This is a genomic window from Devosia ginsengisoli (assembly GCF_007859655.1).
Lineage (GTDB): Bacteria > Pseudomonadota > Alphaproteobacteria > Rhizobiales > Devosiaceae > Devosia > Devosia ginsengisoli.
The window spans coordinates 760,363-783,873 of the sequence record NZ_CP042304.1; the positions used below are offsets into that span (position 1 = coordinate 760,363).

Here is a 23,511-nt window from a genome sequence, read left to right on the forward strand (position 1 = left end):
GAGGTCTCCGATATGAAATCCGCTACCGGATGCTCCGCAGCGCTTGCTGCAATGTCACCGGGCTGTCCCCCAGCCGTTGACGATAGACCAGGTAGTTGCCGAGCACGCGCTTCACATAGGTGCGTGTCTCCTGGAACGGGATCAGCTCGACCCAGATCACCGGGTCGACATTGTCGGCGCGGGGGTCGCCATAAGCCTTGATCCATTTATTGGCATTGCCCGGGCCGGCATTGTAGGCGGCAGCGGCCAGCACCAGCGAGCCGTCATAGCGGTCGAGCTGGGCGCCGAGATAGGTCGAGCCGAGCAGGGCATTATAGGCCGCGTCGCTCACCAGCCGGCTGGCCGAATAGTCCACGCCCACCTTGCGGGCCACATCCTGCGCCGTGCCCGGCATCAACTGCATCAGCCCGCGCGCGCCGGCCGATGAGACGGCGTCGATCTGGAACATCGATTCCTGCCGGGCAATGGCGTAGACGGCCGCCCGGTCGGCGGCCAGTTGGGCATTGGTGGGCAGGCCATCCTCGGGGAAACTGAACAGGTCGAGCGGCGTGCCGCGCTGATCGGCCGTGTTGGCAATGGCGATGGCCACATGATGCGCGCCGATTTCCTGCGCCAGCCGCGCGGCCAGCAGCATTTCGGCGCCGCCGGTCAGGCCATTGCCGAAATTGCGCAGTAGCGGCACCGCCATATTGGCCTGTCCATTGGCGGCCAGCAGGCGCACCGCCCGCACGATCGGATTGCTGTCGAACAAGGCTTCGCTCTGCCGCCAATCGGGCAGGGGGCGGAGGTCGACCCCGGCCTGGCCCAGTTCGGTGCGCGCCAGTTGTCCGTAATAGACATTGCCATAGCGGGCTGCTGCTTCGAAGGCGGCCTGGGCGGCGGCGGTGTCGCCGAGCTTGAGATTGGCGCGGGCCAGCCAGTAATTGGCCTGCGTCACGCTGTCGGGCAGGGTGGACAGGCCGGCCATGGCGGTGAAATGGGTCTTGGCGGAAGCGGCGTCATCGAGGAAGGACAGGGCGATCCAGCCGGCGTGGAAACGGGCTTCCACCAGCCTTCCTTCGGGGCCTTTGTCGTAATCGGCGGCGGCTCGATAGGCCAGCTGGGGCTCGCCGACATCGAGCAGCTTGCGCAGCAGCGTGCGGCGCTCATACCACCACTCGGCGGCATCGGGCACCACGTCGGGCGCCTTGGCCAGCCAGTCGACCGCGCTCTCCCACAACTCGAACTGTCTGGCGCGCTGCGCCCGCGAGAAGATGAAGACCGGATTGGACTGCATGGAGGGATCGACGCTGTCGAGCCGCGCCTTGGCATCGGCATCGTTGCGCGATACCGCCGCCCGCGCCACGACCAGCGATTTCTGCGCGTCCGACAGATAGGGCAGCAGGCGCTCGCTGCCGCGCGCCCGGTCATGCATCATCAGGTGCATGGCGCGCGCCCAATGGGTGTCGCGGTCGAGCAGGCTGCCGAGCGTGTCGAGGACCTCTGTCTCCTGCTCTTCGGTCAGGAAATTGTCGATCCAGATGCTTTTGGCGATGCTGGTGGCGCGGCTGGTTTCGCCCTGCGCCAGATAGGCCTTTGCCAGCATGATCTGCCCGTCGATCGTATTGGGCATGGTGCCGCCCAAAGCCGCGACCACTGCGTTGGGGTCGGTTTCGGCTTTGGCCAGCGATTGCTCGATACGGGTGCGATAGATGCCTTGCGTGGCAAAGTCCGGTGCGTCAGCGGCGAAACGCTGCACGGACTGGTAATCGATCTTGCCGGCGTTGAAATAGATGGCCGCCCACTGGATGGTGCGACGCTCCATGGCGTCGGGCAGGGCGCGGGCCTTGGTATAGGCGGCCACGGGATCACCGTCGAGCAGCTCATCCAGCGCAGCGCGGAACGCGGCTGAGCCGCGCGCATCGGCTGCGGGCGCACCGGCATTGGCCTGCACCGTGCCGGTGGTTATCGGGTCGATCGTGTCATTGGCCGTCGCATGCGAGATGGGGGCAAAGCTCAGAAGGCCCAAAACCGCCGCGATGAGGCCGGCGCGAAATTGCCGCATCATCTGGTGTCCTGCTGGTACGCAAGTTACATGGCCAGCAAGGAGCCCCCATCCTCGCGGTTAACCCATCCTTACCCTCTGGGGGTAAATATCAGGTTGCCGCTGCGACGATCCCTGCCGGCTGCCGCCAACGAAAATATTGTCGTGGCAGCCAAGTGTACGTATGGTGCGCCAACTCAAAACCGGCCGCACCCATGCGGTCTATGCCATCCCGCCACGGCTGAACTGTGGCACCCAAACCAAGGACATCTCGACAATGCTGCGAGGATCGATAACGGCGCTCATCACTCCCATGCTCAATGGGAATGTGGATGAGAAAGCCCTCGCGAGCTTTATCGACTGGCAGATAGCCGAGGGCACGCATGGCCTGGTGCCTGTCGGCACGACCGGCGAAAGCCCCACTGTCAGCCACGAAGAGCATCGCCGCGTGGTCGAAATCGCCGTCGAGGTCGCTAATAAGCGCGTTCCTGTCATTGCCGGGGCCGGGTCCAACTCGACCGCCGAGGCGGTGGAACTGGCAAAGTTTGCCGAAAAGGCCGGCGCCGACGCGGTGCTGTCCATCGTGCCCTATTACAACAAGCCCAATCAGGAGGGCATGTTCCAGCACTTCTCGGCCGTGGCCAAGGCGATCGGCATCCCGGTCATCCTCTACAGCGTGCCCGGCCGCACCGTGGTCGATCTCACCATCGACACCATTGCGCGCCTGCACGAGGCCCATGCCAACATTATCGGCGTCAAGGACGCGACGGCCGATCTGGGCCGGGCCAGCCTGCAGCGCGACAGGCTGGGCAAGGATTTCATCCTGCTTTCGGGCGAGGACATTACCGCGCTGGCCTTCAACGCCCATGGCGGCCATGGTTGCATTTCGGTGACATCCAATATCGCGCCGCGCCTCTGCTCGCAGATGCAGGAACTCTCGCTTGCAGGGGACTTCAAGGGGGCGCTCGCTATCCAGGACAAGCTGGTGCACCTGCACAAGAACCTGTTCATGGAGCCCAATCCGACGGCGGTGAAATATGCCGCCAGCCGGCTCAACCGCTGCGCCAATGAGCTGCGCCTGCCGCTGGTCCCCGTCGCCAAGGCGACCGAGGAAGCCGTGGACTTTGCAATGCGCCATGCAGGGCTTATCTAAGAGCCTATGAGCCAGAAGAACGACAAGAACAAGAACGGCATCATCAGCCACGGTCTCGTGGCTGAAAACCGTCGTGCGCGCTATGATTACGCGATCGGAGAGACGCTGGAAGCGGGCCTGGTGCTGACCGGCACCGAGGTCAAGTCGCTGCGGCTGGGCAAGGCGCAGATCACCGAAGCCTATGCCTCGCCGGAAAAGGGCGAGCTCTGGCTGATCAACGCGCATATCCCCGAATATCTGCAGGCCAACCGCTTCAACCACGAAGAGCGCCGTCCCCGCAAACTGCTGGTGTCGCGCAAGCAACTGGCCAAGCTCGACCAGGAAGTCTCCCGCGCCGGCAATACGATCGTGCCGCTCAAGCTGTTCTTCAACGACCAGGGCCGCGCCAAGGTGCTGATCGGCCTGGGCAAGGGCAAGAAGAATTATGACAAGCGCGAAACCGAGCGCAATCGCGACTGGAACCGCGACAAGTCACGCATCATGAAAGAAGGCGGGCGGGGGTAGGGGGCCAGATCGTGCCACGCCCTCGTGGTTCGAGGCGCTGAAGAAGCACCTCACCATGAGGGCTGTTGCTACACCGAGTTCCCAGTAGCCCTCATGGTGAGGTGCGAGCCCTTCGCGAGCCTCGAACCACGAGGGCGTGGCACTTATGGTGCGCTATTCCTCGGTCGCTACCGGCGCCACTACCGGCCGCGTGCTTGGCGGGCGCCCCACCGTCTTGGCAAGTTCGGCCACGTCGATGAAGAAGTCGGCCTGCCGGCGCAGGTCGTCGGAGATCATCGGGGTTGCGGTGGTGAGGGTGGAGACCACGGTGACGCGCTTGCCCTTGCGCTGCAGCGCGGCGACCAGGGCAGTGAAATCGCCGTCGCCCGAGAACAAAACCATGTGATCGTAGAACGGGGCGAGTTCGAGCGCGTCGACAGTCAGCTCGATATCCATATTGCCCTTCACCTTGCGGCGCCCCGTGGCATCGGTGAATTCCTTGGCCGGCTTGGTGACCACGGTGAAGCCGTTATAGTCCAGCCAGTCGATCAGCGGGCGGATGGAGGAATATTCCTGATCCTCGATCAGCGCGGTGTAGTAATTGGCGCGCAGCAGATAGGCGCGGGCATTGAAATCGGCCAGCAGGCGCCGGTAATCGATATCGACGCCGATTGCCTTGGACGTGGCGTAGAGATTGGCGCCGTCGATAAACAGAACGATCTTTTCCCGCGGGTCGATGGGCATCTCTCGTCTCCCGTCAGCGGCCTGGCCGCCCAAATCATTGCGCTGCAAAAGCAGCCAAAAGGTTTATTTAAATTCCGCAGAGGGCATTAACTTAATTTCGGTATTCGCATGTTTTCCGATGTCCGGCAAGACATCGCCCCTTCCGCAATCAAGACATGGCTAATGCGCGCCCAGCGGTGCAGGGCAACCTTGTGCCCATGGGACCACTGGTGTATGGGAGGCGTTCATTCCATAAGTTTTGGAGACGTCTGTGGCACGCGTCACCGTTGAAGACTGCATCGAAAAGATCGACAACCGCTTCGATCTCGTTCTCATGGCGGCCCATCGCGCGCGCATGATTTCGTCCGGCGCGCAGATCACTGTCGCCCGCGACAACGACAAGAATCCCGTTGTGGCCCTGCGCGAAATCGGCGACGGCGCCATTTCGCCGGAAGACCTGCGCGAGGACCTGATCCATTCGCTGCAGAAATATGTCGAAGTCGACGAGCCCGAGAGCCATGCGGCTCCGTTGATCGAAAGCGCCGGCGACGACGATTCGATCAATTTCGACACGATCAGCGAAGAAGAACTGCTGCGCGGCATCGAAAGCCTGGCCCCGCCGGAGCGCCGCGACGACTGATTTCGGTTGGTTGCTTGAGTTCAACACCCTCGGCAAGTCCGGGGGTGTTTTGTTTTGGGTATTCTCTTCCCAAGCGCCCGCAACTCAGATACGCAACCCGAACCCTTCCCATTTTCTTTCAAAACGCTAAGCTCTTTCCTTCGAGCGAGCGGCGACACCTCCCATGATGCGTCAGTACGAGCTTGTCGAACGCGTTCAGGCCTACAATCCTGATGTCGACGAGCAGTTGTTGAACAAGGCCTATGTGTACGCCATGCAGAAGCATGGCTCGCAGAAGCGTGCCTCGGGCGACCCCTATTTCAACCATCCGCTCGAAGTCGCCGCCATCCTGACCGAGCTCAAGCTCGACGACGCCTCCATCGCCGTCGGTCTGCTGCATGACACGATCGAGGATACCGACGCGACGCGGGCCGAGATCGATCAACTGTTCGGCGCCGAAATTGCCGCCATTGTCGATGGGCTGACCAAGATTGACCGCCTCAACCTGGTGTCGCGCGAGGAGGCTCAGGCCGAGAACCTGCGCAAGCTGCTGCTGGCCATCAGCCAGGATGTGCGGGTGCTGTTGGTCAAGCTCGCCGACCGGCTGCACAATATGCGCACGCTGCAATTCATGCCGCCGGAAAAGCAGCAGCGCATCGCCCAGGAAACCATGGATATCTATGCCCCGCTCGCCGGGCGCATGGGTATGCAGGACATGCGCAACGAGCTGGAAGATATCTCGTTCCGGATTCTCCAGCCCGAGCATTACCAGGCCATCGTCGCCCGGCTCGACGAAATGCAGGCGGAATATCGCGAGACGATCGCCACCATTTCGACCGAACTGAGCGAGCGCCTGGCCGTCGAGGGCATCACCGCCCGGGTCAAGGCACGGGTGAAATCGCCCTTCTCGATTTTCAACAAGATCGAGCGCAAGTCGATCGCGCTGGAGCAGCTCTCCGACATGATCGGCTTCCGCGTCATCGTCGGCTCGGTCGAGGAATGCTACCGCACGGTCGGCGTGGTCCATACGCAGTGGAAGGTCGTGCCGCTGCGCTTCAAGGACTATATCTCGGTCCCCAAGCACAATGACTACCAGTCGATCCACACCACCATTGTCGGCCCCGGCCGCCAGCGCGTAGAGCTGCAGATCCGGACCGAGGACATGGACCGCATCGCCGAATTCGGCATTGCCGCCCATGCGCTCTACAAGGACGGCGCCTCGGCCAATCTGGGCCGTATCGAGCAGGAATCGCAGGCCTATGGCTCGCTGCGCCAGACCATCGGCCACCTGACGACCGGCAATTCGTCGACCGAGGATTTCCTCGAATATACCAAGCTGGAACTGTTCCAGGACCAGGTGTTCTGCTTCACCCCGCGCGGGCGGCTGATCGCGCTGCCGCGCGGCGCCACGCCCATCGATTTCGCCTATGCGCTGCATACCGATATCGGCGATACCTGCGTCGGCGCCAAGATCAACGGCTCCATCCTGCCGCTGGTGACGCAGCTCCGCTCGGGCGACGAAGTCGAGATCATCCGCGACCAGAACCACTCCCCGCCGATGAACTGGCTGGGCATTGCCGCTACCGGCAAGGCCCGTGCCGCCATCCGCCGTGCCGTGCGCCTTGCCGCCACCCAGCGCGCTTTTGCCCTGGGCGAACATGTGCTGCTCATGATGCTCGAGCGCGAAGGCGTCATGCTGGACGATGGCGAGGCCAAGGCGCTGGCCGAGGCTTTGGGCACGCCCAGCCGGCGCGACCTGCTGATCGCGGTGGGCGAGGGCAAGATCGGCTCCGAGCCCCTGGCGGCCGAACTGGCCAAGCTCAAGGGCCTGCGCAAGCGGCGCCGCAAGCTCGACCTGCCGGTGGCCGACACGGCCGATGGCTGGTTCGCTTTGCGCGCCACTGACCTGTTCCGCTTCCGCGTGCCTGGCGGCCAGCGCTCCGGTCCGCGCGCCAAGGCGGCTTTGGCCCAGCTCGATTTCCATATGCCGGTGACGGTTTCGGGGGAGGGCGTCGTGCCGGGCGACCGGCTGGTCGGCATTCTCCAGCCGGACTCTCCGATGCTGGTCTATCCGATCCATTCCGAAGCGCTGATCGACCTGCATGACAGCGACGTGGCCTGGGTGGACGTGCGCTGGAACCTGACGGGTGAGGACAAGCTCTATGCCACCGTCATCACCATGGAGAGCGTCAACAAGCCCGGTTCGCTGGCGCAGATTTCCTCGGCGATCGCCGCCTGCGATGCCAATATCAACAATCTGGTGATGCGGATGATTTCGCCCGACTTTCACCAGATGATCTTCGAAATCGAGGTGCGCGACCTTGCGCAACTCACCGATGTTCTGGCAACGCTCAAGCGCAGCCCGGGTCTGTCAGCCGTCCAGCGCGCCGGCATCCGCGAAGCGGGCATGATTTCGACCCTGGAATGGGACGGCAATGTCGACCGGAGATTTGTTGATGACGAAAGATGACGTGCTGACCATTTTCCGCGAATGCGGTGCCATGCTCGAAGGCCACTTCATCCTGTCATCCGGCCTGCGCTCGCCGATCTTCCTGCAGAAGGCCAAGGTGTTCCAGTATGCTGCGCAGACCGAAAAGCTGTGCAAGGCGCTGGCCGAACGGATCCGCGCCGAAGTGCCCGGCGTGACCAAGGTCGTTTCGCCGGCCATTGGCGGCATTATCCCCGGCTATGAAACCGCCCGCCAGCTTGGCGTTCCGGCGCTCTATACCGAGCGGGTCGACGGCAAGTTCGAATTGCGCCGCGGCTTCGAGATATCGGCCGACGACAAGGTGGTGGTGGTGGAGGACATTGTCTCGACCGGCCTTTCCATCCGCGAATGCGTCGAGGCCTTGCGCGGCATCAGCGCCAATGTCGTGGCCGCCGCCTGCCTGATCGACCGATCGGGTGGCGAAGCCGATGTCGGCGTGCCGCTGGTGAGCCTGATCGAATTCAAGGTGCCGGCCTATCCCGCCGACCAGCTGCCGCCCGAACTGGCCGCCATCCCGGCCGTGAAGCCGGGCAGCCGCGGCATCCAGGGCGTGAAGTGAGTTTGGACATCGCCACGAACGCGGTTTCCCCTTCTCCCCTCGTGGGAGAAGGTGCCCCGAAGGGGCGGATGAGGGGGGCAGTGCGCTCCGCATCCCCCTCATCCGTCGGCTGCGCCGCCACCTTCTCCCACGAGGGGAGAAGGGAAGAAGGAGCCCCTCCATGATCATCGGCCTCGGCTCCGATCTCATCCAGATCCATCGCGTCGAACAGACGCTGGAGCGCTATGGCGCCCGCTTCACCAATCGCTGCTTTACCGAGATCGAGCGCCGCAAATCCGATCGTCGCGCCCAGCGCGCCGCCTCTTATGCCAAGCGCTTCGCTGCCAAGGAGGCCTGTTCCAAGGCACTGGGGACCGGCATTTCCTGGGGCGTCTACTGGCGCGACATGGGCGTGGTGAACCTGCCATCGGGCAAGCCGACCATGCATTTGACCAATGGCGCGGCAAAAGCGCTGGCCCGCCTTGTGCCCCCGGGCCACGTGCCCCACATCCACCTGACCATCACCGACGATGCCGGGCTCGCCCAGGCCTTCGTCATCATCGAAGCGCTGCCGCAAGATGACCCCGGAAAGTTGTAGACTTTTCGGATCGGGTCATCGGTCACTCCGATTGACCCGGCGGGCTCAAACGCCTAACGCTTCGACACCGTCTTTCCGGGGAATTCCATGAGCCAGCCCGCCGACAAGTCCATCAAGAAATCAGCGGCCAACGAGTGGTGGGAAACCATCGTCGTCGTGGTCGAGGCTTTGCTGATCGCCATCGTGCTGCGCTCGTTCCTCTACCAGCCCTTTTCCATTCCCACCGCCTCCATGCAGCAGACGCTGATGATCGGCGACTATTTCGTCGCCAACAAGTTCGTCTGGGGCTATGGCAAGCATTCCTTCTCGCTCGGCCGCTATGGCGATTTCTCGCTGCTCGATTTCGAACTGCCGATCAATAACCGCATCTTCGGGCGCGAGCCGAACCGGGGCGATATCGCCGTGTTCCGGCCGGTGCCGCAGAATATCGAATATATCAAGCGCGTGGTCGGCCTGCCGGGCGATACGATCCAGGTCAAGGCAGGGCGCCTTTACATCAACGGCACCATGGTGGAGCGCGAGCAGATCGGCACGGCGCAGGATACCGACAGCAATGGCGATACCCGCGAAGTCACGCTCTACCGCGAGACTTTCCCGGAGGGTACGACCCACATCATCCAGGAAATCTCGGACAATGCGCCGCTCGACAATACGTCGGAATATGTCGTGCCGGCCGGCCATTATTTCATGATGGGCGACAACCGCGACCGCTCGGCCGATAGCCGCGTGCTCAGCCAGGTCGGCTATGTGCCGGCGGTGAACCTCATCGCCAAGGCCGAAGCGCGCTTCTTCTCGATCAAGGACAATATTCCGCCCTGGCAGCTCTGGCAGTGGCCGGCCAATGTGCGCTGGGACCGCATGTTCCAGGGCGTTGATCACCAGCCTCTATGAGCCGAGGCGCGCGCAACCATGACAAGCTGCAGTTCCGGCTCGGCTACCGCTTTGCCGACCCGGACCTGCTGGGCCGCGCGCTGACCCATTCCAGCGCCGTCTCGCCCGCCAAGCGCATCGAATATTCCTACCAGCGCCTCGAATTCCTCGGTGATCGCGTGCTCGGCCTGGTCGTCGCCGACATGCTCTATCGCCGCTATCCCAAGGCCAATGAGGGCGAGTTGAGCCGCACGCTCAATTCGCTGGTGCGCAAGGAAACCTGCGCCGTCATCGCCCGCACGCTGGACCTTGGCTCCGAAATGCATCTGGGCGACAGCGAAGCCCGCACCGGCGGCGCCGAGAAGGAAGCCATTCTCGGCGATGTCACCGAGGCGGTCATCGGCGCCATCTATTGCGACGGCGGCATGGCCAAGGCCTATGAATTCGTCGAGCGCATGTTCGAGGAATTTCTGGCCGACGGCTCGGCCAACAAGGCCGACGCCAAGACCACATTGCAGGAATGGGCCCAGGCCCGTGGGCTCGAGCCGCCCACCTATACCCAGACCGACCGGCGCGGCCCCGACCACGCCCCCGAATTCACCATAGCAGTCACCCTTGGCGACTATGATAGTCTCAGCGCCACCGGCCCTTCCAAGAAGATCGCCGAACACAAGGCCGCCGAACTGTTCCTGATCGCCCACAAGGTGTGGAAGGAAGCCTCGAGATGAATACGCCCGAACAACTGTCCGACACCTCCTGCGGCTTCATCGCCCTGGTCGGTGCGCCCAATGCCGGCAAGTCGACCTTGCTGAATTCGCTGGTGGGCACGAAAGTCTCCATCGTCACTCACAAGGCCCAGACCACGCGCAGCCAGGTGCGCGGCGTGGTCACGCTCGACAAGGCGCAACTGGTCTTCATCGACACTCCAGGCATTTTCGCGCCCAAGCGCCGGCTCGACCGCGCCATGGTCGATAGCGCCTGGGGCGGGGCAGGGGATGCCGATATCGTCGCCCTGATTGTCGATGTCGACAGGGGGGTGACGCCCGAGCTCGAAAAGCTGCTGGAAGGCCTCGAAAACGTCAATCATCCGCGCATCCTGATCCTCAACAAGATCGACACGGTCAAGAACGAGGAATTGCTGGCGCTGTCGGAATCGATCAACGCCAAGCTCCGCTTCGAGGCCACTTTCATGATCTCGGCGCTCAAGGGCTATGGCGTGCAGGACTTCATGGATTGGTGCGTCAAGCACATCCCGCCCGGCCCCTGGCACTTCCCCGAGGATCACCTGACCGACCTGACCATGGCGATCACGGCGGCCGAAATCACGCGCGAAAAACTGTTTCTGCGCGTCCATGACGAGATCCCGTACAATTCCACGGTCGAAACCGAGAGCTTCAAGATCCAGAAGGATGGCTCCTACAAGATCGACCAGGTGATCTATCTCTCGCGCGAGAGCCACAAGAAGATCGTGCTCGGTGCCGGCGGACAGACCATCAAGGCCATCGGTGCGGAATCGCGCAAGGAATTGATGGCCATGTACGAGGTGCCGATCCACCTGTTCCTGTTCGTGAAAGTTCGCGAAAAGTGGGGCGACGACCCCGAGCGTTACCGCGAAATGGGGCTGGAATACCCGCATGGGAAGAATTAGCGCACTACGTGCAACCCCCTCCCTAGCGACGCTACAGCCCTTCGGGCCTAGCTTTGCTACCCTCCCCACAAGGGGGAGGGTGAGATCGAGCTTGTGGCACGATCCAGCCCAAACCACAGCACCCACCTCCCCCTTGAGGGGCTTGGAGCCGGCCGAAGGCAAGATCGCTCCAGTGGAGCGATCTTAGGCGACAAGGCCACGAGGGCTATGCCCGAATGGCCGACAAGCAAAGCTTGGCGCGTAGCGCCTAGCGGCGCTCGGAGGGGGGTGTGCCTCCGCGTACGCCAAATCCCGTAAATGGAATGGACCGGTGAAGCCCTGCTGATCGGCGTGCGCCGCCATGGCGAGAGCAGCGTCATTGCCGAAGCCATGGTGGCCGGCCGTGGCCGCCATCTCGGCCTTGTCCGCGGTGGCCGCTCGACCAAGCTCGCCGCTGCGCTCCAGCCCGGCAATACCGTCCAACTCACCTGGCGGGCGCGGCTGGAAGACCATCTGGGCACGTTCACGGTCGAATTGCTGCAGGCCCGCGCCGCCGAACTGATTGCCGACCGCACCCGGCTCTATCTCAGCCAGCTCGTCTGCGAACACCTGCGCCTGCTTCCCGAGCGCGATCCGCATGATCGCCTGCTCGGCATGGCCCTGCGGCTGATCGAAAGCGCGCCCGATGGCGCCGCCCTGGCCCGGTTCGAACTAGCACTGCTTGACGATCTCGGCTTCGGCCTCGATCTCAACTCCTGCGCCGTGTCAGGCACGCGTGATGATCTCACCCATGTCTCGCCCAAATCGGGCAGGGCGGTGTCCCGCGCCGCCGCGGCGCCCTATCTCGACCGCCTGCTGCCGCTGCCGAGCTTCCTCACCGCGAGGGGCAATGCCAGCCCGCATGACATTGAAGACGCGCTGCGTCTGACGGCACATTTTCTCCAGATTCAGGTCTGGGGGCCGCGCCGTCTCACCGTGCCGGCAATACGCGACACGATTGTCAAGCAACTGTCTGCGGAACCCTAGAAGAAGCGGGAGATGACCATGGTTATGACCGTGATCGTCAGCAACCCGGCCGCCGCGCGATGGGCGCCGGCCATCCGTTGATGCAGGGCGCTTTCGGCGCTATTGCCGCCGGCAAGGGCGCGGCGCGCCGGGCCGACAATGCTGCCCTGGACAGCGCCGGCAATAACGGCGGCCAGGATTCCGAACAGCAGGATCAGTTCCGACGTGCCCAGGGCGCCACCGCGCCAATAGGCCCAGAGCGCCAGGCCAGTCAGGACCGTCAGCCCCGCCGAACCCATCTGGAAGGGAAACAGCCGCTCGGCCGAACTGCCGGCATTCGGGCCGAGATTGGCCAGTGTCGCGGTGGAGCCGGCCCAGAAGACTCCGGCGCTGGCGTGAATCACGATCACGACGATCATGAGAGTGTCCATCAAAACCTCCATTCGATCGGAGCCGATCCTACGCCGGTCAGTTAGATGGGTCAATATATTGGATTACTCAAATGAATTATCGGCCGGGGTTTTGGTCAGTTTTGCCAGCAGCGCCTGGAAGGTTTCCAGCTCCGCGGCGGTGAGATTGTTCAGCATGTCCGGTGGCTCGTGGAATTCGGCGAGCAGGTCATGCATGGTTGTGGCGCCCTGCGCGGTCAGCGCCACCAGCTTGACGCGGCGGTCGGTGGGCGAGGGGCGGCGCTCGGCAAGTCCGGCCTTTTCCAGCCGGTCCACCACCCAGGTTGCGGTGGACGGGTCGCAGCCCCATTGCCGCGCCAGCGCCCCAATGGCCTTTCCCTCGTCGCGATCCAGCGTGTAGAGGGCCCGCGAGTCGTTGGGCGTCAGGTTGCGCCGGCCCAGGCTTTCCTGGCGGCCGGCATTTGTCTGCATCAGGATATCGAACATCAGGCGCCACGCCTGGCGCGCAGCATCATTTCGGGCGGAGGAGGGCGAGTTCATGCCAATAGTCACCAGACGGAATTTTGCTCTTTGGTCCTGTCATATACTTTGATGGATCGAAGGACCAAATGTTCGCCCATCCGTCCCAAGGAAAATGGCAGTGTAGTGCGCCATAACCCGTGCAAAACCGCGTGTTTGCGCACAAAGCCGGCCTCGCCCGCTATACTGCTTTCCTGATTCGTTCCCCCGGAATGCCTGCCTATGTCTGATAGCGATACCCTCCCGCCTGCCGACGACCAGCGCGTCGTCGACCTGAAGCAGGCCCTTGAGGAGCGGTACCTCTCCTACGCTCTCTCCACCATCACCCAGCGGGCGCTGCCCGATGCGCGTGACGGGCTCAAGCCCGTGCATCGCCGCATCATTCATGCCATGCGCCTGCTCAAGCTGGCGCCGAACGAGGGCTACAAGAAATCCGCCCGTATCGTCGGCGACGTGATCGGCAAATTCCATCCGCATGGCGACCAGTCGATCTATGACGCGCTGGTGCGCCTGGCGCAGGATTTTGCCCAGCGCTATCCGCTGGTCGATGGGCAGGGCAATTTCGGCAATATCGACGGCGATAGCGCCGCGGCCATGCGCTATACCGAAAGCCGCATGACCGACATCGCCATGCGCCTGCTCGAGGGGATCGGCGAAAACGCCATCGACTTCAAGCCGACCTATGACGGCGAGGACGAAGAGCCCGTCGTCCTGCCATCGAACTTCCCGAACCTGCTGGCCAATGGCTCGACCGGCATTGCCGTGGGCATGGCGACCTCGATTCCGCCGCACAATGTGTCCGAGCTGTGCGATGCCGCTTTGCATCTTATCAATGTCAATCCAGCGGCTTCCGCCCACGACCTGACTCAGTTCGTGAAGGGGCCCGACTTCCCCACCGGGGGCATCCTGGTCGAGTCGCCATCGTCCATCGCCCAGTCCTACGAGACCGGCCGCGGCTCGTTCCGCCTGCGCGCCAAGTGGCAAGTGGAAGAAACCGGCCGCGGCGTCTATCTCATCGTCGTCACCGAAATTCCCTATGGCGTGCAGAAGTCGCGGCTGGTCGAAAAGATCGCCGAATTGCTGCTGGCCAAGAAGCTGCCTCTGCTCAAGGACGTGCGCGACGAAAGCTCTGACGATATCCGCCTGGTGCTCGAACCGCGTGCCCGCACCGTCGATGCGGTCATCCTGATGGAGCAGTTGTTCAAGACCACTGATCTCGAAACCCGCTTCCCACTCAACCTCAACGTGCTCGACAAGGGCGCCGTGCCCAAGGTGATGGGGCTGGCCCAGGTGCTCAAGGCCTGGCTCGAGCATCGCAAGGAAGTGCTGGTCCGCCGCTCGACCCATCGCCTGGAACAGATCGCCCACCGGCTCGAAGTGCTGGCCGGCTATATCATCGCCTATCTCAACCTCGACGAGGTGATCCGCATCATCCGCGAGGAGGACGATGCCAAGGCCTCGCTGATGGCGACATTCGAACTGACTGACGTGCAGGCCGAAGCCATCCTCAACATGCGGTTGCGCTCCCTGCGCAAGCTCGAGGAAATCGAGCTGCGCAAGGAGCATGCCGACCTGACCGAGGAAAAGGCGCATCTCGAAGGCCTTTTGGCCTCCGACAAGCGGCAATGGGGCAATATCAGCAAAGAAATCGAGGCGCTGAAAAAGGCCTATCCGCTCACCAATGCCGATGGCACGCCCCATGCGCTGGGCGCCCGCCGCACCATTCTGGGCGATACGCCGACCGCCGACCTGGCCGAAGTCACCGAGGCCTTTATCGAGCGCGAGCCGATCACCGTCATCCTCTCCGAAAAGGGCTGGATTCGCGCGCCGCGCGGCCATGGCACCGATGTCAACGACGAGCGCGGCTTCAAGAGCGGCGACCGGCTCAAGATCGCCATCAAATGCGAGACCACCGACAAGCTGCTGATGCTCACCACCGGCGGCAAGGTCTATACTTTGGCCGGCGACAAGCTGCCGGGCGGGCGCGGGCAGGGCGAGCCGGTTCGCATCATGGTAGATATCGAAGAGGGGCAGGATATCGTCGATATCTTCGTCTATCGCCCCGGCCAGAAGCGCATCGTCGCCTCGTCTGCGGGCTATGGCTTTATCGTCGGCGAGGACGAGATGATCGCCAATACCCGCAAGGGCAAGCAGATCCTCAATGTCGGCGCGCCGGACGAGGCGGCCCTGCTGGTGCCTGTGGCCGGTGACCGGGTTGCCGTTATCGGGCAAAACCGCAAGCTGCTGGTCTTCCCGCTGAGCCAACTGGCCGAGATGAGCCGCGGCAAGGGCGTGCGCCTGCAGCGCTACAAGGATGGCGGCATTTCCGACCTTAGGACTTTCTGGGCCGCCGATGGGCTGACCTGGATGGATTCGTCGGGCCGGACCTATACCAAGCCTACCGAGGAACTGACCGACTGGCTTGGTGACCGTGCCGCCGCCGGCCGCCAGCCGCCCAACGGTTTCCCGCGCAACAACAAGTTCGTCGGATGATCCGCCACTGCGTCTTCGTCAAGTTCCGCAGCGATGTCGGCGCCGACGAGCGCGCCGCAATCTATGCCGGGCTCGGCGCCCTGGTGGGGCAGATCGAGGGCCTGCTCGCCTTCGATTTCGGCCCCAATAGTTCGCCCGAGGGGCGCAGCCAGGGCTTCAATGACGGGTTCATCATGGATTTCGCCGATGAAGCCGCATGTGACCGCTACCTGCCGCATCCGGCCCACAAGGCAGCGGGCAGCCGGCTGGTGGCGGCGCTGGAAGGCGGCCGGGACGGGCTGATCGTGTTCGATTTGAAGGTGGGGGCTTAGTGCCACGCCCTCGTGGTTCGAGGCGCTGAAGAAGCGCACCTCACCATGAGGGCTACTTCTGGCTTGGTGTATCAGTAGCCCTCATGGTGAGGTGCGAGCCCTTGCGAGCCTCGAACCACGAGGGCGTGCCCCCGATCACTCCACCGAAAACGTGAACACCACCGGCAGGTGATCGCTCGCGGTTTTCTGGCCGGCATGCAGGTCGTGCACCACGACGCCACCGCGTGTCATCACATGGTCCAGCGGCAGGAACGGGATCGTGTCGCGCCAGGCGCCGAAATAGAACCAGCTCAGTGGGTAGGTCACGAGGTTCACGGTCTCGCGGGTAAACCCGTTGCGGGCCACGAAGTCGCGCAGCGAATAAGACCACGGGGTCGAGTTGAAATCCCCCGCCAGGATCATCGGTCCCTCGATCTTGTCCACCACCTCGGACAGCGCGTCGAGCTGCTCATGCTGGCGCGCGACGGGGATCGGCCAGTCCATATGGGTGGTGATGACCGAGAAGGTCTTGCCATCCTCGGTCTGGAAATCGGCGAGGATATGCGCGGTGCGGGTCGTGCCATAGGCATTGTTGGGGCAGGCCCCGTCATCCACCTGCGCGAAGGGAAGGCGGGAATAGAGCCCCAGATTGGCCCGCTTGCCGCCGCGGCAGCGCACGAAGAACGGGTAATCCGCCAGTAGCAGGGGATGCAGGTCCGTCGCCTGTTCGCCGAAATATTCCTGCAGCACGATGATATCGGGGTCTTCGGCCCTGATCGCGGCGATGACCTTTTCCATCTCGTAATTCATGCCGAACAGATTATGCGTCATCATGGTGACGGTGCCGCTTGCGGGCGCCGTCGGCCGGGCCTGCTGCGAGCCGATGAATTCGGGCAGCATCACATTGGCCGATGCGGCCAGCCCGACCAGAACCACGATGACCGCAACGCTGCGCAGCGTGCCGCGCAGCAGCACGGCGACGATAACGAGACCGAGCAGCGTGCCCGGCAGTAGGAAGATCTGCGCATGGTTCAGCAGGTCGAGTTCTGGCACGGCAAAGCCGAACAGTGCGAGGATGGCGAGCATGGCCACGCCAAGCGCGCCCAGCACGAGACCAAGCCGGATCAGCTTAAACAACAAAGACATGGCAGGTCCGGCAGGTGGGCATGAGGGGCGATGTCGCCGAGACATATGGCGCAAGCAAGGCCGGGGCAACGAAAAAGGGCGACCCGGGGGCCGCCCTTTGCAGCAGGATTGCGGGCTTGCTTACGCGCCGAACAGGTTCGACGACAGCAGGCCGAACAGCGTCGCCAGCGAGCGCACCACTTCCACCGGCACATTGGTACCGACGAACTGGCCCGAGGCATCGACCTGCGACGGGGTTTCGGTGAGCACGCCATCGATATCGATGGTGACGTGCTTGGATTCCTTCATGATGATCTGCGCGGTAATGCCGTCGGCCGCCGCGAACAGGTCGCTATTGGCATCGCCCACGACGAACAAGGCATCGTCGCTGGCGGCACCGGCAGTGGGCAGGGTGAGCGTCAGGTCATACTGGGTCTGGGCATCGACACCGGGCGAGTCGGTCCAGGGCATGTTGCCCTTGAGCACATATTCCTTTTCGGCGCAGCTCGCCTTGAGGTCGAGGAACCAGCTTTCGGTCTGGTAGGCGAACACCATATTGCCCGACCAGGTGCAGCCCGTATCGGACGGCAGGCCGGCCGAGGGGATGAAGAGGCGCGTCAGGTCGACCGTATCGACGCGGTCATCGATGACCGACCCGCCGGAATTCTGGCCGAGATTGGCCATGATCGAATCCTTGAGCGCCGAGGCGCCGCTGGAGGTGACTTCCGGCTTGAGGTTCATCGAGCCGGCAAAGGCGCCGGCCGAGGGCGCGACCTTGCCGAGGGCCAGGTAGTTGACCGCCATGCCGGAGCCATCGGTATAGCCATCGGCATTGACCGTGTAGCCGCCCGAATACTGGGTGCGCGGCAGCAATTGCTGGTTGGCCGGATTGACGATCGAGCCGCTGCCGGCCACGGCACAGGCCTTGTCCGAGCGCACGACGAGGAACTGGGTATAGCCAGCCGAGCAGGTCAGCTCGAGCTGGGTCTTGACCTGGGCATCGCCGATGGTGACGGCGAAAACGTCCTTGCGGGACGGGTCCTTGAGCGAGGGCATGGTCGCCCCGGCGGTGAAATCGACATTGGGCGGCACGGCGGCCTGCGCAAAGGCGGTGGCCGGCAGGGCGGCCAGCAGGAGGGACGCGAGGTAGATGCTTCTGATCTTCAACGAGGTTCTCCATGGACAAAGGATGGAAGAAGAGGGCGCCCCGTTTCCCATCGGTCCACAGCCGCCCGCGCTGATCACTGTCAGTAAACGGCTGAACGATAGCTGACGGTCTGCGTCAGAAACAATTCAGCTTCGAAGTAACGTGATAGTCTTAGTCGAGCGAACACCAGCCCAGCGTGCCCCGCTGGACTTCCAGAGGCTTGTACAAAGCCTTGTAGGCCATCTTCGGCGAATCCTTGACCCAATAGCCGAGATAGACGTAGCGCAAGCCCGCCGAGCGGACCTGCGCGATATGGTCGAGGATGAGGTAAGTCCCCAGGCTGCGCGAGGCGAGGTCGGGGTCAAAGAAGGAATAGACCATGGAGAGCCCGTCGGGCATCACATCGGTCAGGGCCACCGCCACCAGGGTCTGGTCGGGGTGGTTGCGCAGGCGGTATTCGACCAGCACGGACTGCACCGGCGTATCCTCGACCATATATTCGTAGTCGACGAAGCTCATCTGGTTCATGCCGCCACCGGCATGACGCGATTCCAGATAGCGCTTGAACAGCTCGTATTGCTCGCTGGTCGCCGTGATGGGCCGCACTTCGACCGACAGGTCGTCATTGTGGCGCAGCACGCGGCGGAAGCGGCTCGACGCCACGAAGTCATTGGCGACGATGCGCACCGACTGGCAGGCATTGCAGCCTTCGCAGGCCGGCCGGTAGATCAGGTTCTGGCTGCGGCGGAAGCCGTTCTCGCTCAGCAGGTGGTGCAGGTTCGCCGCGCGCCGCCCCGTCAAATGGGTAAACAGCTTCCGCTCCTGCTTGCCCGGCAGGTAGGGGCACGGCATGGCCGCGGTCAGGAAGAGCTGCGTGGTTTCCGGCGTCTGGTCGGTCATTCATGACCCTTGAGTGCAATCAGGAGAATGTACTCCCGCGCCTCAGACCCGGCAATGACTCAATATGCGCTGCTGGCCTGCGGCGAACGCGCCTGCCGCCAATGGCGCACCATGGGCGAGCGCCGCACCATCAATGTGCCGGTGATCAGGTCGTGGATCATCTGCCGGCGCGGCGTGAACAGCGCGAAGAGCAGCGACAGCGGCCAGGAAATCCAGGTGGTCAGCCAGAAGACGGCGGCATGGATGATGGCCATCCACCCGTCGAGCGGCTGGCCACGCGTCGGGGTCAGCACGATATCCATCATCTGCATGCCCATGGTGGCGCGCCGGGGCGAGCCGAGCGTCGCGCCATAATAGAGCACGATAGTGGCCGGAACCACGAAGATCAGCGCCAGCCAGGCCAGGCCAAAGGTCAGGAAGCCGGCGATCAACCCGACAAAGGCAAAGGCCAGAATCATCAGCCCCATGACAAAGAGGTCGATGAAGAAAGCCAGCACGCGGCGGGTCAGCACGCCCTCGAACAGTTCGGGGGCCGTGGCGGGATCGGGCAGGGTGGTCTGGTTCTGGTTCATGAGCAGAACATTGTCACCAATGGGGCAGGGTGCAAGGGGAAGGATGTAAAATCGTGCCACGCCCTCGTGGTTCGAGGCGCTGAAGAAGCGCACCTCACCATGAGGGCTGTTGATACGCCGAGTCCCAAGTAGCCCTCATGGTGAGGTGCGAGCCCTTCGCGAGCCTCGAACCACGAGGGCGTGTCCCAGACCTACCGCGCCAGTTCCCGCGCCACTTCCAGCGCGAAATAGGTGAGTACCCCATTGGCCCCGGCGCGCTTGAAGGCGTGGAGGCTTTCCAGGATCGCCCCGTTGCGGTCGATGGCGCCGGCCGCGGCCGCCAGCTCGATCATCGCGTATTCCCCGCTCACCTGGTAGGCGTAGATGGGGATGTTGAAGCTGTCCCGCGCCCGCCGCACGATATCGAGATAGGGCAGGCCGGGCTTGACCATGACGCTGTCGGCGCCTTCGGCAATGTCCTGCTCGATCTCGCGCATCGCCTCGTCGGAATTGGCATAGTCCATCTGATAGGTGCGCTTGTCGCCCTTGAGCCGGCTGCCCGAGCCGACCGCTTCGCGGAACGGTCCATAGAAGCAGGAGGCATATTTGGAGGCATAGGCCATGATCTGGACCTGCTCGTGCCCCTCGTCGTCCAGTGCGGCGCGGATGGCGCCGACGCGGCCATCCATCATGTCCGAGGGGGCAATGATGTCGGCGCCGGCCTGGCTCTGCACCAAGGCCGAGCGGATCATGACGTCGACGGTCTCGTCGTTGAGGATTTCGCCGTCGCGCACCAGTCCGTCCTGGCCGTCGCTGGAATATTCGTCCAGCGCCACATCGGCGATCAGCCCCACTTCGGGCACGGCGCTCTTGATGGCCGATAGCGCCCGGCACATCAGATTATCAGGGTTATAGGCCTCGGCGCCGTTCTCGCTGCGCAGATGGTCAGGCGTATTGGGAAACAGCGCCAGTGCCGGAATGCCCGCGTCGCGCGCTGCCTTGGCCGCCTCGACGCAGAGATCGACACTGAGTCGCTCAACGCCGGGCATGGTGCGGATCTGCGTCTTTTCGTTCTGCCCCTCGATGACGAAGAGCGGCCAGATCAGGTCGGATGGCGTCAGCACGGTTTCGCGCACCATGGCGCGGCTCCAGGCGGTGCGGCGCGTGCGGCGCAGCCGCTGTCCGCCGAGAAATGCCATATCGTGCTTCTGCCAGGTGTCGGCCATGGAGTGGCTCCTTGTCTGTGCGTTCCGTTTAGCAGCGCCTGTCCGCCCGTCCAAGCTCCGGCTTGTCGCATCTGTTGCATGGGGATAGAAAACCGGCATGGATTTCAGCTCCCCACCCATTGCCATCTATATCCGCATCGTCGCCATCATCAGCCTGCTGCTGGGGCTCAACGATGCGGCCCGCCTGCTCGGCGTCAATCTGGGCGCCGTCAGCCCTATCGAGACAATGGGCATGACCGGCTTCGTCTATCTCGCCATTTTCGCGCTGGCCCGGCTGTTTGCCGCCGTCGGCCTGTGGATCAAGGCGAGCTGGGGCGCCGTATTGCTGGTTGGGGCGACAGTGCTCGAACTGGCGCTTTACCTGCTCGGCAATCCCGATGTCCGCATGACCGCCTTCGGCTTTGCCGTGCGGCTGGTGCTGCTGGTGTCGATCATTGTCATCTTCGTACTGTCCATCCGCCTCAACCGGGCTCGCGCTGCCGACTAGACCACGTTCGGGTGAAACTGCTCGATGGTGATTTCCTCGGCCATCGCATCCTGTGGCGCCCCGAAGCTGATGACGGTGGTGAACCAGCGCGTCACTTCGCCATTGAGCCGGAATTCCAGCGGCAGCAGCACCGATCCGCGCCAATGGCTGCGCACGGTGGAGAGTTCCGCGGCCCCCGGTTGTGCCATGGCGCGCCGCAGGACGGCGCCCATGGCCGATTGTGGCCCGTGCCGCCGCACACCCTCGCGCATCCGATGCAACAGATATTCGGCCACATCGGTCCAGTTGACGATCGACTCGCGCACGGTACCCGGCTTGTAGACCAGGTCGACCAGGTTGACCCGGCCCAATAGCTCCCTGTCGGCGCCGATCATGTTCAGGGCCGGCGGATTGGCGTCGAGGATATTGAAGGCCATGTCGAGCACGATGGCGGGGTAGGGCTCATGCGCCTTGAGCAGCAGGCCTGCCGCCTGGCGCACTTCCGCCATCGCCTTGCTGTGCCAGTCGCTGTCGCCGAATTGCGGCGCGAAGCCCGCGGCGACCAGCATGGCATTGCGCTCGCGCAGCGGCAGGGTCAGTGCCTCGGCCAGCCTGAGCACCATATCCACGCTGGGCTTTGACCGTTCGGACTCGATGAACGAGACGTGCCGCGCCGAGACGTCCGCACTCAGCGCCAGCTCGAGCTGGCTCATGCCGCGCAGGCCGCGCCACTCCCGCAATATCGTGCTGAACATCATTGCCCTCCATTGGCTCGCCACCATGAACCGGGTGGAGCCGCTATTCCATTACCTTGCACGTAATTGAAACCATGACCTCAGCCGCGGCACCCTCGGGCCATCGACAAACCCGAACACGGAGTGCCGTCATGACTACAATGATCCAGACCTCGCCCCGCCTCGATCCGCATCTTGTTTATGGCGTGGATGCCATCGTGTCGGCTGCCATGGGCATCGCGCTGCTGGTGCTGGCCGAACCGCTGACGCAGATGGCCGGCTGGAGCCTGCCATCAGGCTTCCTGTGGACCATCGGTCTGCTCCTGCTGCCCTGGGCCGCCTTCAATGCCTGGATAGCGCGGACCGGGCATCCGGCGCAGGGCGTGGTTCGCGGCAATATCATGGGTGATATCGCCTGGGTGGGTGGCAGCATCGCGCTCATTCTGCTGCACGCCCCGAGCCTCAGCCCGCTTGGCCTGGTACTGCTGGCGGGGCAGGGGATTGCCGTTGCCGGCGTTCTCGCGCTCAAGCTGGCGGGTGCCCGCGCCCTGGCCTGACGCTGGCAGGTGAAGGGCGGCCCTGCCGCTCTTCACACCCTCGTAAGGTTACAAATTTATGCACTGGTGTAACGAAGAATAAAGCCAAATTCTCATTGTTTTCCAGTAAGATGTGCTTAATCACGTCGCTTAGGGCGATCTTAGTCCGCACGCCGTAGTTTGGCCTCATGAGATGCGAAAAATCGCACAGACTGCAAAACAGTGAGGCACAAATGGCAATCAAATCCAACGCAGCCGAGGCCATCGTCCCGGAACGTCCGCAGAGCCTGAAGCCGCTCTATCTGGAAGCGGTTTCCCGTGTGGAACGTCTCCACCGCCGCCTGCTCGATCTCATCAAGGATGAGTTCGACCGCATGGGGTGGGACGATATCAACCCGGTTCAGGCCCTGCTGATGTTCAATATCGGCGATGCCGAACTGACCGCCGGCGAATTGCGCTCGCGCGGCTACTATCTAGGCAGCAACGTCTCGTACAATCTCAAGAAGCTGGTCGAAACCGGCTACATCTTCCAGGAGCGCTCCCGCTCCGACCGCCGCTCGGTCCGCATCCGGCTGACCCCCAAGGGCGAGGAAGTGGCCGAAGTGATCGACGAGCTCTATGACCGTCACCTGAAATCCATCGATAAGGTCGGTGGCCTGGGCGACGACGAATTCGACGGCCTCAACAAGGCCCTCGCCCGCCTTGAGCGCTTCTGGGTCGACCAGATCCTCTACAAGCTCTAAGGCCGCTACTGCCTCTGTTGCAGTCGTGCCACACCGTTATGCAAACGCCGGTCCCCTGGGGCCGGCGTTCACATTTGTGCCGCAAACACGCGTGAACTGCATGGTTAGTGGTTTGCAACCATTTCCTGCGTATTAGTGGTTCATGAAGTCCTTGCCGGGTTCACATGCGGTTGAGCGCGTTGTGACCTGGGGGATGCGATGGTAAAAAACCGGCCTGCTTCGCGGCTGGAAATTTCGGGTGAAT

The 23,511-nt window shown here is 63.1% G+C and carries 25 protein-coding genes; 15 read left to right on the top strand and 10 right to left on the bottom strand.

Annotated features, from left to right (window positions below; all coding sequences use genetic code 11):
- Nucleotides 1–22 precede the first annotated feature (22 nt).
- A complete protein-coding gene (locus tag FPZ08_RS03700; RefSeq protein ID WP_146288733.1) occupies nt 23–2,047 on the bottom strand; it encodes a lytic transglycosylase domain-containing protein in 2,025 nt (674 codons plus the stop codon).
- A 253-nt stretch (nt 2,048–2,300) separates the two neighbouring features.
- Here FPZ08_RS03700 and dapA point away from each other — a divergent pair, with 253 nt between their 5' ends.
- Both dapA and smpB read left to right on the top strand, forming a co-directional pair.
- Nucleotides 2,301–3,176 carry a 4-hydroxy-tetrahydrodipicolinate synthase gene (gene dapA, locus FPZ08_RS03705; RefSeq protein ID WP_146292925.1) on the top strand — a complete coding sequence of 292 codons (876 nt, stop codon included), beginning with the start codon at nt 2,301–2,303 and terminating at the stop codon, nt 3,174–3,176.
- 6 nt (nt 3,177–3,182) lie between these two features.
- Entirely contained in the window at nt 3,183–3,680 is a 498-nt protein-coding gene (gene smpB / locus FPZ08_RS03710; RefSeq protein WP_146288734.1) for an SsrA-binding protein SmpB, read from the top strand.
- A 153-nt stretch (nt 3,681–3,833) separates the two neighbouring features.
- Here smpB and FPZ08_RS03715 read toward each other — a convergent pair whose 3' ends face one another.
- Nucleotides 3,834–4,403 carry a LabA-like NYN domain-containing protein gene (locus FPZ08_RS03715; RefSeq protein ID WP_146288735.1) on the bottom strand — a complete coding sequence of 190 codons (570 nt, stop codon included), beginning with the start codon at nt 4,401–4,403 and terminating at the stop codon, nt 3,834–3,836.
- Between the two features lie 250 nt (nt 4,404–4,653).
- Here FPZ08_RS03715 and rpoZ point away from each other — a divergent pair, with 250 nt between their 5' ends.
- The 8 genes from rpoZ to recO all read left to right on the top strand — a co-directional run bounded on the left by rpoZ (nt 4,654) and on the right by recO (nt 12,148).
- Nucleotides 4,654–5,022: a DNA-directed RNA polymerase subunit omega gene (rpoZ, locus tag FPZ08_RS03720; protein WP_056229435.1), complete on the top strand. Its 369-nt coding sequence runs from the start codon at nt 4,654–4,656 to the stop codon at nt 5,020–5,022.
- A 163-nt stretch (nt 5,023–5,185) separates the two neighbouring features.
- Nucleotides 5,186–7,471: a RelA/SpoT family protein gene (locus FPZ08_RS03725; RefSeq protein ID WP_146288736.1), complete on the top strand. Its 2,286-nt coding sequence runs from the start codon at nt 5,186–5,188 to the stop codon at nt 7,469–7,471.
- Nucleotides 7,458–8,048 carry an orotate phosphoribosyltransferase gene (gene pyrE, locus FPZ08_RS03730; RefSeq protein WP_146288737.1) on the top strand — a complete coding sequence of 197 codons (591 nt, stop codon included), beginning with the start codon at nt 7,458–7,460 and terminating at the stop codon, nt 8,046–8,048. Before FPZ08_RS03725 ends, pyrE begins: the two co-directional genes overlap by 14 nt.
- A gap of 160 nt (nt 8,049–8,208) precedes the next feature.
- Nucleotides 8,209–8,625, top strand: a complete 417-nt coding sequence (gene acpS, locus FPZ08_RS03735; protein ID WP_146288738.1) for a holo-ACP synthase — start codon at nt 8,209–8,211, stop codon at nt 8,623–8,625.
- Between the two features lie 87 nt (nt 8,626–8,712).
- The gene (lepB, locus tag FPZ08_RS03740) at nt 8,713–9,516 is read left to right on the top strand and encodes a signal peptidase I (protein WP_146288739.1); all 804 of its coding nucleotides are present in this window, start codon (nt 8,713–8,715) and stop codon (nt 9,514–9,516) included.
- Nucleotides 9,513–10,223, top strand: a complete 711-nt coding sequence (gene rnc / locus FPZ08_RS03745) for a ribonuclease III (RefSeq protein ID WP_146288740.1) — start codon at nt 9,513–9,515, stop codon at nt 10,221–10,223. Before lepB ends, rnc begins: the two co-directional genes overlap by 4 nt.
- Nucleotides 10,220–11,143, top strand: coding sequence for a GTPase Era (era, locus tag FPZ08_RS03750; protein WP_146288741.1), 924 nt, complete (start codon nt 10,220–10,222; stop codon nt 11,141–11,143). The genes rnc and era overlap by 4 nt, the downstream gene beginning before the upstream one ends.
- A 297-nt stretch (nt 11,144–11,440) precedes the next feature.
- A complete protein-coding gene (gene recO, locus FPZ08_RS03755; protein WP_146288742.1) occupies nt 11,441–12,148 on the top strand; it encodes a DNA repair protein RecO in 708 nt (235 codons plus the stop codon).
- Here the strand turns inward: recO and FPZ08_RS03760 are convergent.
- Both FPZ08_RS03760 and FPZ08_RS03765 read right to left on the bottom strand, forming a co-directional pair.
- Nucleotides 12,145–12,558, bottom strand: a complete 414-nt coding sequence (locus FPZ08_RS03760) for a hypothetical protein (protein ID WP_146288743.1) — start codon at nt 12,556–12,558, stop codon at nt 12,145–12,147. The genes recO and FPZ08_RS03760 overlap by 4 nt on opposite strands.
- 63 nt (nt 12,559–12,621) lie before the next feature.
- Nucleotides 12,622–13,077, bottom strand: a complete 456-nt coding sequence (locus FPZ08_RS03765; RefSeq protein ID WP_146288744.1) for a MarR family winged helix-turn-helix transcriptional regulator — start codon at nt 13,075–13,077, stop codon at nt 12,622–12,624.
- Between the two features lie 201 nt (nt 13,078–13,278).
- Here FPZ08_RS03765 and parC point away from each other — a divergent pair, with 201 nt between their 5' ends.
- A complete protein-coding gene (parC, locus tag FPZ08_RS03770; RefSeq protein WP_146288745.1) occupies nt 13,279–15,549 on the top strand; it encodes a DNA topoisomerase IV subunit A in 2,271 nt (756 codons plus the stop codon).
- Nucleotides 15,546–15,860 (top strand): Dabb family protein, encoded by a 315-nt coding sequence (locus FPZ08_RS03775; RefSeq protein ID WP_146288746.1) that lies wholly within the window; start codon nt 15,546–15,548, stop codon nt 15,858–15,860. The genes parC and FPZ08_RS03775 overlap by 4 nt, the downstream gene beginning before the upstream one ends.
- Before the next feature lie 135 nt (nt 15,861–15,995).
- Here the strand turns inward: FPZ08_RS03775 and FPZ08_RS03780 are convergent, their stop codons facing one another.
- From FPZ08_RS03780 to hemB, 5 genes are all read right to left on the bottom strand, one after another.
- Entirely contained in the window at nt 15,996–16,985 is a 990-nt protein-coding gene (locus tag FPZ08_RS03780) for an endonuclease/exonuclease/phosphatase family protein (RefSeq protein ID WP_186767197.1), read from the bottom strand.
- A 120-nt stretch (nt 16,986–17,105) separates the two neighbouring features.
- A complete protein-coding gene (locus FPZ08_RS03785; protein WP_146288748.1) occupies nt 17,106–18,131 on the bottom strand; it encodes a hypothetical protein in 1,026 nt (341 codons plus the stop codon).
- 151 nt (nt 18,132–18,282) lie between these two features.
- Entirely contained in the window at nt 18,283–19,011 is a 729-nt protein-coding gene (locus FPZ08_RS03790) for an arginyltransferase (protein WP_146288749.1), read from the bottom strand.
- Between the two features lie 59 nt (nt 19,012–19,070).
- Nucleotides 19,071–19,583: an RDD family protein gene (locus FPZ08_RS03795; RefSeq protein WP_146288750.1), complete on the bottom strand. Its 513-nt coding sequence runs from the start codon at nt 19,581–19,583 to the stop codon at nt 19,071–19,073.
- Between the two features lie 191 nt (nt 19,584–19,774).
- The gene (hemB, locus tag FPZ08_RS03800) at nt 19,775–20,788 is read right to left on the bottom strand and encodes a porphobilinogen synthase (RefSeq protein WP_210246856.1); all 1,014 of its coding nucleotides are present in this window, start codon (nt 20,786–20,788) and stop codon (nt 19,775–19,777) included.
- A 97-nt stretch (nt 20,789–20,885) separates the two neighbouring features.
- On the opposite strand from hemB, the gene FPZ08_RS03805 reads away from it, so the two are divergent.
- The gene (locus FPZ08_RS03805; protein WP_146288751.1) at nt 20,886–21,275 is read left to right on the top strand and encodes a DUF6163 family protein; all 390 of its coding nucleotides are present in this window, start codon (nt 20,886–20,888) and stop codon (nt 21,273–21,275) included.
- Here the strand turns inward: FPZ08_RS03805 and FPZ08_RS03810 are convergent.
- Nucleotides 21,272–22,009: a helix-turn-helix domain-containing protein gene (locus tag FPZ08_RS03810; protein ID WP_146288752.1), complete on the bottom strand. Its 738-nt coding sequence runs from the start codon at nt 22,007–22,009 to the stop codon at nt 21,272–21,274. The genes FPZ08_RS03805 and FPZ08_RS03810 overlap by 4 nt on opposite strands.
- A 131-nt stretch (nt 22,010–22,140) precedes the next feature.
- Here FPZ08_RS03810 and FPZ08_RS03815 point away from each other — a divergent pair, with 131 nt between their 5' ends.
- Both FPZ08_RS03815 and ldtR read left to right on the top strand, forming a co-directional pair.
- The gene (locus FPZ08_RS03815) at nt 22,141–22,545 is read left to right on the top strand and encodes a hypothetical protein (RefSeq protein ID WP_146288753.1); all 405 of its coding nucleotides are present in this window, start codon (nt 22,141–22,143) and stop codon (nt 22,543–22,545) included.
- A gap of 212 nt (nt 22,546–22,757) precedes the next feature.
- On the top strand, nt 22,758–23,267 hold the full coding sequence (gene ldtR / locus FPZ08_RS03820) for a transcriptional regulator LdtR (RefSeq protein WP_146288754.1): 510 nt from the start codon (nt 22,758–22,760) through the stop codon (nt 23,265–23,267).
- Nucleotides 23,268–23,511: the final 244 nt, after the last annotated feature.